At 37.3% G+C, this 17,352-nt stretch carries 13 protein-coding genes; 8 read left to right on the top strand and 5 right to left on the bottom strand.

What is annotated here, in order from left to right; translation table 11 throughout:
- Positions 1–137 precede the first annotated feature (137 nt).
- The 8 genes from M1G14_RS06305 to M1G14_RS06270 all read left to right on the top strand — a co-directional run bounded on the left by M1G14_RS06305 (position 138) and on the right by M1G14_RS06270 (position 9,926).
- Positions 138–1,106 carry a thiamine pyrophosphate-dependent dehydrogenase E1 component subunit alpha gene (locus M1G14_RS06305; protein ID WP_049507842.1) on the top strand — a complete coding sequence of 323 codons (969 nt, stop codon included), beginning with the start codon at positions 138–140 and terminating at the stop codon, positions 1,104–1,106.
- Positions 1,107–1,122: 16 nt separating this feature from the next.
- Positions 1,123–2,115 carry an alpha-ketoacid dehydrogenase subunit beta gene (locus M1G14_RS06300; protein ID WP_247926402.1) on the top strand — a complete coding sequence of 331 codons (993 nt, stop codon included), beginning with the start codon at positions 1,123–1,125 and terminating at the stop codon, positions 2,113–2,115.
- 256 nt (positions 2,116–2,371) lie between these two features.
- Positions 2,372–3,415, top strand: coding sequence for a dihydrolipoamide acetyltransferase (locus M1G14_RS06295; RefSeq protein ID WP_048789010.1), 1,044 nt, complete (start codon positions 2,372–2,374; stop codon positions 3,413–3,415).
- A gap of 41 nt (positions 3,416–3,456) precedes the next feature.
- Positions 3,457–5,160 (top strand): dihydrolipoyl dehydrogenase, encoded by a 1,704-nt coding sequence (gene lpdA / locus M1G14_RS06290; protein ID WP_049507787.1) that lies wholly within the window; start codon positions 3,457–3,459, stop codon positions 5,158–5,160.
- Positions 5,161–5,228: 68 nt separating this feature from the next.
- Positions 5,229–6,218: a lipoate--protein ligase gene (gene lplA / locus M1G14_RS06285; RefSeq protein ID WP_247926401.1), complete on the top strand. Its 990-nt coding sequence runs from the start codon at positions 5,229–5,231 to the stop codon at positions 6,216–6,218.
- Positions 6,219–6,437: 219 nt separating this feature from the next.
- Entirely contained in the window at positions 6,438–8,447 is a 2,010-nt protein-coding gene (locus tag M1G14_RS06280) for a DUF1430 domain-containing protein (protein ID WP_247926400.1), read from the top strand.
- Position 8,448: 1 nt separating this feature from the next.
- The gene (locus M1G14_RS06275; protein ID WP_070465918.1) at positions 8,449–9,075 is read left to right on the top strand and encodes a putative bacteriocin export ABC transporter; all 627 of its coding nucleotides are present in this window, start codon (positions 8,449–8,451) and stop codon (positions 9,073–9,075) included.
- Between the two features lie 209 nt (positions 9,076–9,284).
- Positions 9,285–9,926 (top strand): hypothetical protein, encoded by a 642-nt coding sequence (locus M1G14_RS06270; protein WP_070465916.1) that lies wholly within the window; start codon positions 9,285–9,287, stop codon positions 9,924–9,926.
- Positions 9,927–10,011: 85 nt separating this feature from the next.
- On the opposite strand, the gene xerS is transcribed toward M1G14_RS06270, so the two are convergent.
- The 5 genes from xerS to M1G14_RS06245 form a co-directional block, all read right to left on the bottom strand.
- Positions 10,012–11,082 (bottom strand): tyrosine recombinase XerS, encoded by a 1,071-nt coding sequence (gene xerS / locus M1G14_RS06265; RefSeq protein WP_070465915.1) that lies wholly within the window; start codon positions 11,080–11,082, stop codon positions 10,012–10,014.
- 275 nt (positions 11,083–11,357) lie between these two features.
- A complete protein-coding gene (locus M1G14_RS06260) occupies positions 11,358–13,205 on the bottom strand; it encodes a zinc-ribbon domain-containing protein (protein ID WP_075228591.1) in 1,848 nt (615 codons plus the stop codon).
- 8 nt (positions 13,206–13,213) lie between these two features.
- The gene (locus tag M1G14_RS06255) at positions 13,214–13,927 is read right to left on the bottom strand and encodes a hypothetical protein (protein WP_118228166.1); all 714 of its coding nucleotides are present in this window, start codon (positions 13,925–13,927) and stop codon (positions 13,214–13,216) included.
- Positions 13,920–15,590 (bottom strand): hypothetical protein, encoded by a 1,671-nt coding sequence (locus M1G14_RS06250; protein WP_049498825.1) that lies wholly within the window; start codon positions 15,588–15,590, stop codon positions 13,920–13,922. The genes M1G14_RS06255 and M1G14_RS06250 overlap by 8 nt, the downstream gene beginning before the upstream one ends.
- Positions 15,587–17,134 (bottom strand): hypothetical protein, encoded by a 1,548-nt coding sequence (locus tag M1G14_RS06245; RefSeq protein ID WP_006151426.1) that lies wholly within the window; start codon positions 17,132–17,134, stop codon positions 15,587–15,589. Before M1G14_RS06245 ends, M1G14_RS06250 begins: the two co-directional genes overlap by 4 nt.
- Between the last annotated feature and the right edge of the window lie 218 nt (positions 17,135–17,352).

Here is a 17,352-nt window from a genome sequence, read left to right as displayed (position 1 = left end):
ATTTGAAGTTGAAAATGCTTATAAAACCTCCCTCCAAGGTATATAGTTTGTGAAATCATTTGAGCATTATTTTTGACAGTGCTTTCATATTTGGCTAGAATAAAAATGAATGAATAAATGCTAAGAAAGGCGAAATGATGGCAACATTAGATAAAAGTCTCTTATTGGAAATGTTCCGTAAAATGGAAGAAATCCGTCGCATGGACTTAAAAATTGCACAGTTAGTAAAAAAAGGGAAAGTGCCTGGTATGACGCACTTTTCTGTTGGGGAAGAAGCGGCTAACGTTGGAGCTATGTTGGCTTTAAACGACGATGATTTGCTGACATCTAACCACCGTGGACACGGACAAGCCATTGCTAAAGGAATCGATTTGAATGGCATGATGGCTGAAATCCTGGGGAAATATACGGGTACTTGTAAAGGGAAGGGTGGCTCCATGCATATCGCTGACCTCGATGCTGGTAACCTTGGTGCTAACGGGATCGTTGGTGGTGGTATGGGAATTGCAGTAGGTGCTGCCCTTACTCAACAAATGAAAAAGACTGGTAAGATTGTCGTCTGCTTCTTTGGGGACGGCGCAACCAACGAAGGTGTCTTCCACGAAGCGGTCAATATGGCTTCTATCTGGAATCTGCCAGTTATTTTCTACTGTATCAATAACGGTTACGGAATCTCTGCTGATATCAAGAAAATGACCAATATCCAGCATATCCACGAGCGTAGTGCTGCTTACGGCATTCCTGGAATGTTTATTCCTGATGGGAACAACGTTATTGATGTCTATGAAGGATTTAAGAAGGCAGTCGATCACGTCCGCTCTGGTAAAGGCCCTGTCTTGATCGAGAGTGTCACCTATCGTTGGCTTGGTCACTCATCTTCAGACCCTGGTAAATACCGGACCCGTGAAGAAGTCGAAGAGTGGAAGAAGAAAGATCCAATCGAAAACCTTCGCAAGTATCTCCTTGAAAATGAGATTGCGAGCGCAGAAGAATTGGATCAGATCCAAGAAGAAGTAAAAGAAGCAGTTGAAGCTTCAGTGAAATTTGCGGAAGAAAGCCCATTCCCTCCACTCGAATCAGCTTTCGAAGATATTTACGCAGACTAAGGGGGAGTAGAGAATTATGGAAACTAAATTAATGTCTTTCCGCGATACCATTATCCTTGCTATGTATGAGGAAATGCGTCGCGACGAAAATGTATTGTTGATGGGAGAAGATGTCGGAGTGTTCGGTGGAGACTTCGGGACTTCTGTAGGGATGCTGGAAGAGTTTGGTCCAGAACGTGTCCGTGACTGTCCGATTTCTGAGGCTGCAATTTCAGGTGCAGCAGCTGGTGCAGCCATGACTGGACTTCGCCCAATCGTTGATATGACCTTCATGGATTTCTCAGTAATTGCCATGGATGCTATTGTCAACCAAGCTGCTAAGACTCGCTACATGTTTGGCGGGAAAGGTCAAGTACCGATGACCATTCGCTGTGCTGCTGGGAATGGAGTTGGATCTGCAGCTCAACACTCCCAATCTTTGGAATCATGGTTTACTCATATTCCTGGTTTGAAAATTGTTGCTCCTGGTACGCCAGCGGATATGAAGGGACTTCTCAAGTCATCTATCCGTGATAACAACCCCGTTATCATTCTGGAATACAAATCAGAATTCAACCAAAAAGGGGAAGTGCCTGTTGATCCGGACTACACGATTCCGCTTGGTGTCGGAGAAATCAAACGCGAAGGTACAGATGTCACTGTTGTAACCTACGGGAAAATGCTTCGTCGCGTGATGCAAGCTGCTGAAGAATTGGCAGAAGAAGGCATCTCAGTAGAAGTAGTAGACCCACGGACCTTGGTCCCACTCGATAAAGAGATCATCATTAATTCTGTCAAGAAAACAGGAAAAGTAGTCCTTGTCAATGATGCCCACAAAACAAGTGGCTATATTGGTGAAATTTCAGCTATTATTTCTGAATCAGAAGCATTTGATTACTTGGATGCACCAATCCGCCGTTGTGCGGGGGAAGATGTGCCAATGCCTTACGCACAAAACCTTGAGAATGCAATGATTCCAACAGTTGAAAGCATCAAAGAAGCCATTCGTAAAACGTATAATAAAGAATAATACATAACATAAATTATGTAACAACCAATGAATTAGACGAGGAAACTTTGTATCTTTTAAGGTACAAAGTTCTCTGCGTCCTTAATATCTTAGATTAGAGCACGGGCTAAAAGCTCTTGCATCATTGTAACTGAATCCGGACGGAGGACCGTGAAAAAAAGATAGATTTCCTTGTGTTCATCGAACACAGCGTCAATCTCCTATTTTTTCTTTGTCCTCTACGTCCTTAATATCTTATAATAGAATAGGAGAGGTCATGGCTGATGATAAGCTAAGAGCGACTCCTGCGGCTAGAAAATTAGCGGATGATCTTGGGATCAACCTCTATGATGTTTCTGGTTCAGGCGCAAACGGTCGTGTCCACAAAGAAGACGTGGAAACCTATAAAGACACAAATGTGGTTCGCATTTCACCACTTGCAAAACGAATTGCTTTAGAACACAATATTGCTTGGCAAGAAATCCAAGGAACTGGTCATCGTGGTAAGATTATGAAGAAGGACGTCCTTGCTTTCCTTCCTGAAAATATTGAGAATGAGACCATTAAGTCACCTGCTCAAATTGAAAAAGTCGAAGAAGTTCCTGATAATGTGACACCTTATGGTGAGATCGAGCGGATTCCGATGACACCAATGCGGAAGGTGATTGCTCAACGGATGGTGGAATCTTACTTGACAGCACCAACCTTTACTTTGAACTATGACGTTGATATGTCTCAAATGTTGGCCCTTCGTAAGAAGGTATTGGATCCAATTATGGAGGCCACTGGCAAGAAAGTCACTGTAACAGATTTGCTTTCTCTAGCAGTGGTTAAGACCTTGATGAAACACCCATACATCAATGCGTCATTGACAGAAGATGGCAAAACCATCATCACTCACAATTATGTCAACTTAGCGATGGCAGTTGGGATGGACAATGGCTTGATGACTCCAGTTGTCTACAATGCTGAAAAGATGACCTTGTCAGAGTTGGTGGTAGCCTTCAAGGACGTTATCGGACGTACTTTGGATGGTAAGCTTGCGCCAAGTGAATTGCAAAACTCAACTTTTACCATCAGTAACTTAGGAATGTTTGGCGTTCAATCATTTGGACCGATTATCAACCAACCAAACTCTGCCATCCTTGGAGTTAGTGCAACGGTTGAAAAACCAGTGGTTGTGAATGGTGAAATCGTTATTCGTCCAATCATGAGCTTGGGCTTGACCATTGACCACCGCGTCGTCGATGGAATGGCCGGTGCCAAATTCATGAAAGACTTGAAAGCCTTGATTGAAGACCCGATTTCAATGTTGGTCTAATCAACGAGAGAGAATAGAAACAAGAAAAAGAGGGAAATAAAATGGCCTTAGAAGTAATTATGCCAAAAGCCGGCGTAGATATGACCGAAGGACAAATCGTTCAGTGGAATAAAAAAGTCGGCGAATTTGTAAAAGAAGGAGAAGTGCTCCTTGAAATCATGACAGACAAAGTCAGCATGGAGTTGGAAGCGGAAGAAGACGGCTACTTGATCGCTATCTTGAAAGGGGACGGAGAAACGGTTCCTGTAACAGAAGTAATCGGTTATCTTGGTGAAGAAGGGGAAAACATCCCAACCGCTGGAGCAGCACCAGAAGCGAGTCCAGCACCAGCTGCAGCAAGTGCTTCAAACGATGACAATAAGAGCGATGATGCTTATGATATCGTAGTGATCGGTGGGGGTCCTGCTGGTTACGTATCTGCTATTAAGGCAGCTCAACTAGGTGGTAAGGTTGCTCTTGTTGAGAAATCTGAACTTGGTGGAACGTGCTTGAACCGCGGATGTATCCCAACTAAGACTTACCTCCACAACGCTGAAATTATCGAAAATATCGGACATGCAGCCAACCGTGGTATTATCATTGAAAATCCAAGTTTCTCAGTAGATATGGATAAGGTACTTGAAACCAAGAACAAGGTCGTAAATACCTTGGTTGGTGGCGTTGCAGGGCTTCTTCGCAGCTACGGAGTGGATGTTCATAAGGGTATCGGTACTATCACTAAGGATAAGAACGTCCTAGTCAATGGTTCTGAATTGCTTGAAACGAAGAAAATCATCCTTGCTGGTGGTTCCAAAGTCAGCAAGGTTAACGTTCCAGGAATGGAATCTCCACTAGTCATGACAAGTGACGACATCCTTGAAATGAATGAAGTTCCAGAAAGCCTCGTGATCATTGGTGGCGGGGTTGTCGGAATCGAACTTGGACAAGCCTTCATGACCTTCGGTTCTAAGGTTACGGTTATCGAAATGATGGACCGTATTGTTCCAGCTATGGATGCGGAAGTATCTAAGAACCTTCGCTTGATCCTTGAACGTAAAGGTATGACCATCTTGACGGATACGAAATTGCAAGAAATCATTGAAGAAGATGGTAAACTCCGTATCAAGGTTGAAGGCAAAGATGATATCATCGCCAACAAAGCTCTTCTCTCAATCGGTCGTGTTCCAGACCTTGAAGGTATCGGAGATGTTGAATTTGAATTGGATCGTGGACGGATCAAGGTTAATGAATACATGGAAACGTCTGTTCCAGGTATCTATGCACCAGGTGACATCAACGGTACTAAGATGTTGGCTCACGCTGCCTTCCGTATGGGTGAAGTAGCGGCCGAAAATGCTCTTAAAGGAAATCATGCTGTTGCCAAATTGAACTTGACTCCTGCGGCCATCTACACACTTCCAGAAGTTGCAGCTGTTGGTTTGACAGAAGAACAAGCTCGTGAGAAATATGATGTTCAAATCGGTAAGTTTAACTTTGCGGCGAACGGTCGTGCCATTGCATCAGATGCGGCTCAAGGATTCGTTAAAGTCATTGCAGACAAGAAATACGGTGAAGTTCTTGGAGTGCATATCATTGGTCCAGCTGCTGCTGAATTGATCAACGAAGCTTCTACTATCATTGAGATGGAAATCACTGTGGAAGAAATGCTCAAGACTATTCATGGTCACCCAACCTTCTCAGAAGTGATGTACGAAGCCTTTGCGGATGTACTCGGCTTGGCTGTTCACTCACCTAAGAAGAAATAATATTTGAAATGATAGAATGGCTGGACAGCAAATGCTGGACCAGTCTCTATCGTATATAAAGGAATCTTATGAAATACATTATTAATTATTCAAATGATACTGCTTTTAATATTGCTTTGGAAGAATATGCCTTTAAACACCTTTTAGATGAAGATCAAATCTTCCTACTTTGGATTAATAAACCATCTATTATCGTTGGTCGCCACCAAAATACCATCGAAGAAATCAACCGTGACTACGTTCGGGAGCATGGGATTGAAGTGATTCGCCGGATCAGTGGTGGTGGGGCTGTTTATCACGATTTGAACAACCTCAACTACACCATCATTTCAAAAGAAGATGAAAACAAGGCCTTTGATTTCAAGAGCTTATCGACTCCCGTGATCAACACCTTGGCTCAACTTGGGGTTAAGGCTGAATTCACGGGTCGTAATGACTTAGAGATTGATGGTAAGAAATTCTGTGGAAATGCCCAAGCCTACATCAACGGACGCATCATGCACCACGGTTGTCTTCTCTTTGACGTGGATTTGTCAGTCCTAGCTAACGCACTTAAAGTGTCTAAAGATAAGTTTGAGTCTAAAGGGGTTAAATCAGTCCGTGCTCGTGTGACCAATATCATCGATGAGTTGCCAGAAAAGATCACTGTTGAAGAGTTCCGTGACCTACTTTTGGACTACATGAAAAAAGAATATCCTGAAATGACAGAATATGTATTTTCAGATGAAGAATTGGCTGAAATCAACCGTATTAAAGATACTAAGTTTGGGACATGGGATTGGAACTATGGTAAATCACCAGAGTATAACGTCCGTCGTGGAACAAAATTCCCAAGCGGTAAGGTTGAAATCTTTGCTAACGTTATCGAGTCAAAGATCCAAGACATCAAGATTTATGGAGACTTCTTTGGTATCGAAGATGTTGCAGCAGTAGAAGATGTCCTTCGTGGTGTAAAATACGAACGCGAAGATGTTCTTAAAGCCCTACAAACCATTAACCTAGGCCGTTACTTCGCAGGAATCACTGCAGAAGAAATTGCTGAAGCTGTGGTGGAATAAAGTCAAAAGAGATTCGCAGAAGCGGATCTCTTTTTTGAAACTAGTTTCACATAGAAATTATTGTTTTACTAAGGATTTTGTGGTATAGTAAAGGTGGAAAAGTGTATTCGCTTACAAAGAATGTAACTGTAATTTGTAAAACTCAGTAATTATTAAACAACGAAATTAATTGACTAGCTAGGTATTACTTTCCTTTTCTGCTTTAGAAAGTGTGATGATATGAAACGTGTCTTTATTATTTTATCAAACCTTTTCATCTCTAGCTTTTTGATTTGGATTGCCTTTATTTCTCCAAATACGCTTATCCACCGCAGTCTTCCGGTAGTAAGTGTGCAGAGACAAGAAAAGAGCGTCACATATGAAGACTTATCTTCCAGTTTAGACCGTTTGGCAAGGGAAAATCATAGTATAATTGCCGGTCAGATACAAAGAACAGATTCTAAAGGGCAAGTTGTTTTCACCTATGATATCTTCGGAGAGGGAAAACTTCCTTCTGGAATTAAAAAAGAGAAGAAAGAACTGGCTGCCAAAGAAAGCCTGCTAACGAATTATTATGTATTATCAGGTGAATTAGAAACTGAAAAGCTGGATCAAACGCTTCATACTCTTGGTTTCTCACAAACTTTTATAGAGAAACCAAATCCTCTGCAGACCTTTATTGCCTTTTTTGGCTCCGGTTCACAATCACTTGCCTTGGTTATTTTTATCATTAGTTTTAGCGCTTTGACGATTATCCAGAAAACACTTGAAATGAGAAGCTCTGGGATTCGATATATCTCAGGAATGAGACGCTTGCAACTTTTTGGACATTCCTTAAAAGATGATAGTATAGAGTTGCTTTTTGGATGTATTGTCACAAGTATAATGGGTGCGGTTCTGATTTATTTTTTTCAATTGACACCCTTTTCCTATTCCATCATCATTTCGAGTAGTATCATTTACAATGGGATGTTACTTATTTTATCTGCTATCTTATCCTTCCTCTTTGCATATAGTATTCAAACAATGCATTTAGTCACCCTTCTAAAAGGGAAAGTTCCATTAAAGCGCATTTTGGTTTTCCTCTTTATTTGTCAATTTCTCGCTGTCACACTAATTGGTCTTGCAGTTCATCGAATCAGTATTTATGGATCCGTCTGGCAAACTTACCAAGAGGGAAGTGAGGCTTGGTCTAAACAGTCGAACTGGGTCCAAATTGGTACAAATCGAGAATATTTCTATCAGAATATCAGTAAAGAGGGTCTGAAGGAGGATGTGGAGAAATGGTCCAAGCTCATCGAGTCTGGTATTGAAAATGGTGGTCTTTTAGCTTATCATAATCTCGTATTTTTTAGTTCAAAAGGAGTTATGACGGATCCTAGTACAGGTAAAGAGTTTTCAATCACAGATTACGATCCACTTGCACGAACTCTCTATGTAACTCCAAATTACCTAGAAATCCAAGATGTTCCAGTATCTCCTGAAGAAAAAGATTACTTAAATCACTTACAAGCAGGAGAATTTGGTCTCTTGCTTCCGGAAAAATTAAAAGGTCGAGAAGATGAGATGATCAAACGATATGAAGATTATCTATCTCCTCGAGATGATCAAGGAAATATCACCTTATCAATGAAGGCGCATGTAACGTATATTCCGAATCATCAAAAACGCTTTATCTACAACAACACACCAATCAGCTATAAACAATTCTTTACAGATCCTGTTTTAGTGGTTATTCAACCTGAAAGTTTTGGAGGCTATGTGAATCCATATTTCACCCATCTAAATCCCTACCTTTATTTTAATGGACTTCAGAATAGTAAGAAGCTAATCGCTGAGTATAATCTTGAAAAAAGTGTTAGTCAGTACGACTATGCAGTGGACGTTTACCAGCAAATGGCCCAAAACATACAAATAGAAAATCTCATGGCGATTGCAGGAGGAGTCTTTGGTATAGCAACCTCTGTTCTTCTTTTTAACACTATGAATTTCCTATATTTTGAAGAGTTTAGAAAACAAATCTTCTTGAAGAAGATTGCAGGTCTGGGATTTGTAAACATTCACCAAATGATTTTGCTCTCAGAAAGTGGCCTCTTACTATTAGGAAGCCTCCTGGTATTCATTCTCACTTCGGAATGGTGGATTGCTCTTGTCACTCTCTTGCTATTTATTACTAATGCTTGGTTCATTCTCCTGTACCGGTCTCATAAAGAAGACCACTTGTTAGCCACTGTACTGAAAGGAGCCTAATATGATTAGCATAGAACATTTAACCAAATCATTTGGCCAACGAACGGTCTTTCAAGATTTGAGCTTGCAATTTACAGAAGGTAAGGTCTATGCTCTGATCGGAAATAGTGGGTGTGGTAAAACAACCTTGCTTAATATCTTGGCGAAGATAGAGCCTTATGAAAAAGGGAGTATAAGCTATAAAGGGCAAGAACTGAAACAAATCAAACAGCATCACTTCTTTAAGCGTGAATTAGGTTATCTCTTTCAAAACTTTGGCCTGCTTGAAAACGAGACTATCGCTACAAATTTAGATTTGGGATTGATTGGGCAAAAATTAACGAAAAAAGAGAAGAAGCAGCAAGAAGAAGAAGTGCTCAAAAAAGTAGGATTGGCTTACCTTGCTCTGGATCAAAAGATTTATGAATTATCTGGGGGAGAGGCGCAACGTGTCGCATTAGCTAAAGTCATTTTAAAAGATCCACCTTTAATTTTGGCAGATGAACTAACTGCAGCACTGGATCCAGAAACCTCACAAGAGGTGATGGACTTGCTCTTAATGTTAAAGAATCAAGAGCGTATAATCATTATCGCAACCCATAATCCAGTAATTTGGGAAAAAGCTGACGAAGTGATAAAACTCAACTAGTCCATGGCTGAAGAATGGTAGGATCTTCTGTATTATCTTTTATAGTTAGCTATTCATGAGGTAAGAGCTGATGAAGAGAAACATGTCAAACAAAAATTTTTAAGATTTATCATCAAAAGTTAGTTCATGACACGGCTTCTTTTCTTGATATTCAAAAATAATGAGAGTAGAATATAGAGGAAATCTGAACAAAAAGGGGATCATATTCGATGATGAAAATTCCAGTTGAAAAACTTGGTCTATTTGAACAGTTAGATCGTATAGTAGTGGCTTTTTTTAGAAAGCAACAACCTTCAAGTCCATATGATTTGAATATCAGTATTACACAAGAACACCTTGACCAGAAAAAGCAAGAGCTAGAACCATTAGGCTATCAAGCTGTCAAGCTACCATTAGGAATGGCTTTAGATAATGTCATCCAGCAACCTCATTATCAAAATTTAATCATTGGTGGACTTGCTCCCGACGAAATTATAGTCAGCAAAGAAGAATTAATGCCTTTGAAAGATATTGTGGACAGTTTTTGTATTATGTACGCTGCAGCGAATAACAGACTGGAAAATAGTAAGGCTTATGAATTAATGAAAGATAAGACGGTTTATTTTATTGGTAAACTATTTACAGATTTTCCAAAAGCCGGTGATGAAATTGCGTATTTAGGAATTGATCGAATAGCGAGCGATGGCACACCATATGAAGCAGTTAAATGCTTTCTAACAGAAGAGAGTGCAGAGAAGTTCAATGGTGAAAAAAGACCGGTCACTCCTGCAAACTTGGCCTATCTAAAATCATTCTGGGGAAAACCAGTCATTATTGAGCCACACCGTAATTATTGGATCGAATTTTTATAGAAAGAATAAAAGAGCGTAAGATACCATAAAAAATCTTACGCTCTTTTTCTAACACTAAAATATTACATAATTTATATTATGTGTCTTATAAACTATCCAAGGCATTTTTCTGTTCATCATTAACGATATGCGTATACAAGTCGGTAACTTGTGTACTAGCATGTCCCAGTTGGTGGCTGACCAAAACTTGAGATTTGGTTGCATCATAGAGACGGGTTGCAAGAGTATGGCGCAGTTTGTGGGGGGTTACGCGGACTTTGAAGTCTTCAGAATACTTGGCCACCATCTTTTCAACACTAGAAGCATCAATCCGGTTTGGAACACCTCGATACAAGGTTAAGAAGAGGGCTGTATCAGTCTTTTCTGTCTTATAACGTTTGTCTCGAATAGCAAGATATTGCTCTAAATAAGGCTTAGCAAAGGCAGCAACATTGACTGAGTCTCGTTTTCCACCTTTTCGAGTAACGTCAATCACCATCATCTTAAGATTGAGGTCTCGAAGATCGAGGTTGACGGCCTCAGATAAACGGACACCAGAGGCAAGAAGGAGTGCGATAATGGCTAAATCTCGCTCTTTATTCTTATTGAATGAAGATAAGGCGCGATTGGAGAGTGTTTGAGGGTATTCCTGGTCGATATAGTTAAGGAAACCTTCTGTCTCGTCACCTAAAAAGAGTTTTTGCTTGATATTTTCAGCTCGGGCCGCCAAGGTTTCTTTCTTTTTCTTGGTCGCAACCTTCTTCATGACATTGCGGTAGAAATAAGGTTCCCCTTGCTCATTTTCAACTTCCTCAGTCAAATATTTATATAGACTAGAAAGTGCCGAAAGGGTACGGTTAATGGTTGTTTGAGAAACCCCGTTTTTCGTCGTATTGGCATTGAGCAGAGGACGTTCACGTAAGTAAAGGATAAATGATTCCATGTCTTTCTTGGTCATGTGCTCCAGAACGTCTAAGGGAATATTGGCCATAGTGTCAGCATCCGATATACCAGATTCCAAGACCCAGGTGAAAAATCGATCGTATTCCTTTAAGTATTCGTATAAGGTTGTAAAACTGTATGGAACGGCCAGTTTTGATTGGTAATATTCTAAGACGTACCAAGGCATGACTTGTTTGAGTTTATCAATCCGTTCTAATAAGATCTCGCGTTTCATGTTTTTCTCCAAATCTTGCTATACTAGTAGTATAGCATAGCCAGATATATTTTTCAAGAAAATTATAGTTTTTCGGAAAGATGTTATAGGGGCTATTTCAGTTAACCGAAAAAAATTTTTGAGCAAAAAATGTACTTTATTCCCGTGAAAACTAAATCTTTCGCATACTAAAATTCTGTACACTATCTACTTGAAAACTAAAAATACAATCTTTTAAAATAATGTACTTTATAAAAATCTATGATAAAAAACAAGTTCAAATTTGAACCTGTTTTTTAAATTTTCCTATAAGGAACAAAATGTTCTCTTTTTCGTCTACGCCCTTTACAAAATATGCATGGCTCGATAGATCGTTTTACATTTGCAATCTTATCTACAATAGCCATTCTATAACGATGCTCTGGATTATTCTTACAAATCCACCAAAATCTTAATTGCGTATTATTTGGGATTCTTTCTGGATCCCCTAGAATAAGATTGTTAAGATAGTCCCACTCGTTCATCAAATCTTCAAATGAGATATTATCTTGTCTTTCTTTTAATTCTGCACAAAATGGACACATTTCTTTAAGATCTTTTGTCTCGGAATTTAAATACTTATTTAATATAATGCTGAAGCGCTCATGAAATTCGAAGTTACATTCTTTGCAGCGCCATAAATAAAACCTTTTTTCAGTTAATAATGGAACAAAACTATCTATTGAGACTTTATTATTTGGTGCCCACAATTTTGCTAGTTCAGGGTACAAATAATCAAATGTATTATACCCATTCAGAGGCTTATCGTTGTTACAGAAAGGACAACACTGAGAAACTTCTCTTCGAATTGGGATAGAACATAAATATGTCCCATGACACTTTGAACAATCCCACCAATATTTTTTCGTTTCTATTGTTGTCTGAGATAAATGAATAGGAATTTTATTTTTATCGCTCCATTCTTTGATGAGTTTTGGTTCTTTAAGGAAAATATTATTTTTAAATACCTCAGTCCTCCAGTCACATTGATTGGGACATGTTTGAAAGTTTTGATTTTCTAAATCGGTTCGACTGATCATTTCGGCTGGGCTACATTGAAAGTTGATTTTACAACAAGGACAAACCCAACTAACTACATTATTTGACTTAAACCAATATTCGGAAAAATCCCTTTCATTACTGAGGTCCCAAAATTCCCTCAAATAGGGATGTGTTTCATTTAGTGTATTAAAATCCTGAAGTTTTTCTCTATTTGAACAAAATGGACAAGACCTATCTGTTTTTTCAAATAGTGAGCATGAATACTCTCCGTGACAATTCGTACATTCCCATAACACATGAACATTAGATAATACATCAACTTGATTAGGTGTAATATTGTTCCTTTTAGACCACTCCTTGAGCATGGAAGAATTTAAAAAAGATAGAGGAGAAACATCAAAATCTTTATCCAATAACTCTTCAAATGAAGAATGACACTCCAAACAGTAATGACCACTTCTTTTAATTCGGTTCAATAATCTATCAATAGATAATTCAAATTTGCAATGACACTTATCACATTCCCAATGGATAGGTACTGTTATATTGTAACTCAGCTTCAGTTCGTTAAATTTAAATTTGTTTAAATGTTCGCTATAGATTTTAGCTAAATTTGGATAAATTGATTTGTAATCGCAATGATAGGAAGTTTCATTGCAGCCAAAATGAAATAAATCCCCACTTGTTAGTTGAAATAACCTCTTATTTGTCGCAGAATCTTTCCAACTTAATTGACACGTCGGACATTTAAAATTGAATTTTCTTTTACTATTGAACGGCAAGGTAAGAAGTTTCTCATCTAATTCTTCATCTTGCTCAATGCTGTAGTTTATATAATTTCTGAAATCGGGATAAACCTGAAGGACGCTCTCATTTTCATCAATGGAACGTTCACCTAATCCACAATGGGGGCAACACCTAAGATATTCATAACTGTCAAGCTGCACATCAATGATTTTCGCTTCCCAATGGTGTTGACAATAAGGGCAAGACCAATAGGCATATTTTAAACTATTTGACGATAATTTTTTGGGGTCAAGAACATTTCGTTTTTGATCCCAGTACATGTAAATAGCTGGATTATCTTTAACTTTCTTGTTCATTTCTTTCCTCATTTATAATTAGTTTTGCTGTCTAGTAAGTTTTTAATAGAAACCACTTTAGTTAATTTTTGAGGATTTTCTTGTTCAATAAGACCACCAGAATGAAAATCTATTTCTGAATCAGCGGTGATGATATTGTCTGCTAGGAAATCCTCACTGATAACCTTTTGAGAATATTTTAACAATCCTTCTTCTTTTAAAAGCTCATTCGCAATTTCTGGATAGACACTTGTTTTGATTATTTGTAATAGTTTTTGATTCTCATCACTTAACTCATTTTCTCTTTGTAGCTTCTGTTTTAAATCTTCATTAGTTGACTGTAGTTCAGAATTTAAACTACGTAACTTATCTGCTTCTTGTTTATAGCTGGCCGCAATGTTTGCTATTTTCTTGTAGTATTGGCTAATTTCCACCAATGCTCTTTTCATAGCACCTGGAGCACGATTTTTTGCCATAAAATTGTCAGGATCTATGGTCTTATAAGTAATTACAGCTTCATAATTTTCATCTTGGTATTTAATTTCACTTTCTTTTAAAAAATCCCTGAATCTTTTATTACGTCTAATGGTTGTATCCGCAACATTTTGATAGCCATTATTCCTAACATAGTCACCAAACCGAGGGATTTTTACCAAGCTTAAATCACAGGAACACTGGGAAATTAAATACTGTTCAAACAAATGAATCAATTCATCATCAGAAATTGATTTCTTTCTAGCCATTAGACTTATTCTCCTCTAAAGATAGTTGTTTAGCATTTAAGTAATCTTGATAGGTATTGCTAACTGTTTTTAATTTCAACAAAGCTTCTCCAATATCTTCAATATGACCTTTCCCTTGCCTAACTTTTCTAATCGCTTCATCTACAACCATAGCTTTTTCATCAACTGACTTTTTAAATGTTTTATCCATTGAAAAATAATCTTTACCTGCTTTACGGTAAAAAGGGCAGCTCGTACAAGCACCTAGTTCTGCATGCTCACTAATAACTTTCAGACAATCTGAATAATCACCTTTCGCAAAGCGGGGTGAGTAACACCGTCCTTTATTTTCTAAAGTGATGTATTGTCCTTGTGCTGTATAAAATGGCTGTCTCTTACTTATGGTGTAATTCGTATTCTTACTCGTTAGTTTACGATACATTTGATAACTACGACATTCAATAAATTGGCTTAAATTTGAAAAATAGTGAGATGAAGTTGTCACATCTTCATGACCAGCTAAAAGCATAGCTGTAACAGGACTAGCCCCTTCTGCAATTAAATTGATCATTGCAATGTGTCTCGTATCCCCAATATGAATCAAATTAATCTCGTTTTCATCTAATCTAGCTGGAAAACTAAAATAATTAACTTGATAACCGTATTTTTGAGAAATAATCTCATTAAAAAAATACCTCAAAATAGTATTGAGATTAGTGTAAGTTAAAAATCGGTTATTAACACCTGTTCGACGACCCCAACGGTTATAATGAGGATCAGTCACAAATAATGTATCTAATTTAGTAGAATTATCATTTTCCGTAAGTTTGAGGTAAGTCTTTATTTCAGAAGCTAATGAATTAGTAATTTCATAAGTATTCAAAGTATAATCTTCAGAAATTTTATGTGCAACAAGTCGATCCCTTCCTTTGATTATATTTCTCCTTAATGTAAGAAAATATTTTCCATCTTTCTCGGTTAAACAGTTTCTTTGTATTAAAAGAAATTCTCTTGGCCTTAAAGGTAAAATTGCTGTAATCTGCCACCAGAGATACAATGGATAATAAAATAGACGTTCTTTCTTAGATAATGTTTGAGACCAATAATCATTTAAAATGTCATTAAAAGTAAAATAGGATTGAAATTGCGCTAATTGTCTTTGCTGTTTTGACCTCTGCTTTTTTTGAAGGTTGATAGTTAATTTATTATCTAATTGCTCCAATAGTTGATTTAGTTGACTATCATCTGAACAGGGAAGATTTGAGAAAAAGTCAATACATAAACCAGGAAATTTTACAGAAATATTTTCTAAATCTAAAAACGTATCTTTGGTTGTATTTTTAATAATTTGTTTAATATCCATTAGAAATAGCTGTAAAGTTTTTAAAACATGTTGTTTCATTGAGAAAACAATAAAACTTTTTAAGTAATCGATAAATTCCTTATAAGGCAACTGAAAAATTGATTGATAAAATCTCCTATATTGAAATTCAGAAATGTTAAAAAACAGGCTAATATTGGCATATTCATTTGTAGTTTCCCATTTCTTATGATCAAAATCGTAACTTAGAATAATTCCTTTATCAAAATAGTCATCGAAAACTTCTTTTGCTCGCAGAACACAATCACGGTCAAAAGTTTCAAAATAATTTTCAATTTTAAAAAGTTTAGCTTGATTGTTCAATTTATTAACTCCTTTATTATTTCTTCGTAATCATGTAACACGTCATCTCCATATTGCTCGCATAAAGCTTGCAACATTTCAGTTAAACAAGGTTTTATTTGTTCTTCTAAAATACTCCGAATTTTACCTTTTTCTAAATCAGTTCGAACTCTAGAGTATTGTTTGTTCAAACGATTGAATTCTCCTACTAATAACAATAAAGTAGATTTCGTTTGTAATTCATAATGACAACCGATGCAATGTTGCCTATCGTCATATGGACAAATCTTTCCAAGCGCAGATAAAAGACACATGCTTTCACCTTGTTTTGAGAAGGCTTCACCGTTTCCTATACGATGACAAATAGTAAGAAGTTGATTAGGCTCTGCTTCTTCTTCTACCAAAATCTTTAATGCCTTTTGCGATTTCACTTCTGCCTGAATGCTTAAAGCCAATGTTTTTTCAATCTCATTTGGTGTCAAATCTAACTGTTTAATCATCTGAGTCTGTTGACTAGGACTTAATTCTTTATACTTTCCTCTAGTTACAATCGTCAGGATCATTGATGGAATCATAGATAAAACACCTCGTTCAAATAGTTCTCTCGCAACCATTTCTGGTTTAAGCTGGCTTAGTTGGGCATCTTTTAGGTACGTTGTTGTAGTTTGTGCAAATTCATCGAATGAACCTTTATGGCTACGGGCTAATGCGGCTAAAAAATAGCCTTTAATATTTAACTCAGATTTTTCTTGCAAAACATCATCTGCTAACATGGCAACAGTTTGAAGATAGGATTTATTTGCAGATCTAGAACTAAAATTCCTTTCAAGAAATAAGTCTCCAATTTCTTTCCCCATATATCGATTAATTCGTTTATATTCTTTTATTTGTCGAATTAAAGGTTCATCATTATTATCTTTATTCAACTGATAATGAGCTTCACAGATAGCCAACAACGTTCCAATCAATACCTGACAACTCTCAGGGACCTGAAATTTAATCTGACTAATATTTTTAGTTCGCTTTGTTTTGTTTGGAGTAATATTTAAATAAGTTAAACGAGTTGTAATACTTAAAAGAGTTCTTCTTGCCTCACTGCTACTCCAATTACCACTTCTAACTGATTTTAGAACTTCTTTCGGTGTTCTAGGAAGTTGTGGATGTCCAAGTTGTTCTAAATCTGTTCCACGTAGCGCACATATAAAATGAAGTGCTAGAAATAGCCAGGTATCTGCGTAGTCTTTTGAGATTGCTGCTTTATAAAGCATATCTTCTTTTCTAATGTAATTGTCATTAAAAAGAAAATACAGTAATTCTAAATATTCGTCTAACTCATAAGCGTTAGTCTCCTGTTCTAATGTGTATCGAGGTGTAAATTCATATCTTTTGTGATAGTTACATCTCATTTTATTCATTAACCACTTTAAAAAATCAATAAAAACTTCGCCTTTTTGCTTTTCAAGTGCATATACTGCTTCTTCAACCAACAATTCAATCTCATTATCATTACAGAGAAATAAATCTCTTTTAAGATAAAAAGCAAGAAAATCTTGAACATAAAACATGTTTTCCTTAGATAAGTTGCTATCTTCTGAGTATTGCTGAAAATATTTGTAAGTTAATGGGAATTTTTGTTTAAATATAGGCTGAATTCCTGCTAAACCAGTTGGTCCAAGAAGATAATTGGTTATTTTTTCTATTAATAAGGTTCTTTGTCAACTGTAGTGGGTGACGAAAAGCTAACATCTAGAGAGGACCTGATAGGTCTTCTCTTTTTGTATGT

Origin of the sequence: Streptococcus parasanguinis (genome assembly GCF_023109675.1) — a bacterium.
GTDB classification, from domain to species: Bacteria; Bacillota; Bacilli; order Lactobacillales; family Streptococcaceae; genus Streptococcus; species Streptococcus parasanguinis_I.
This window is presented reverse-complemented; position numbering and strand designations above follow the sequence as displayed.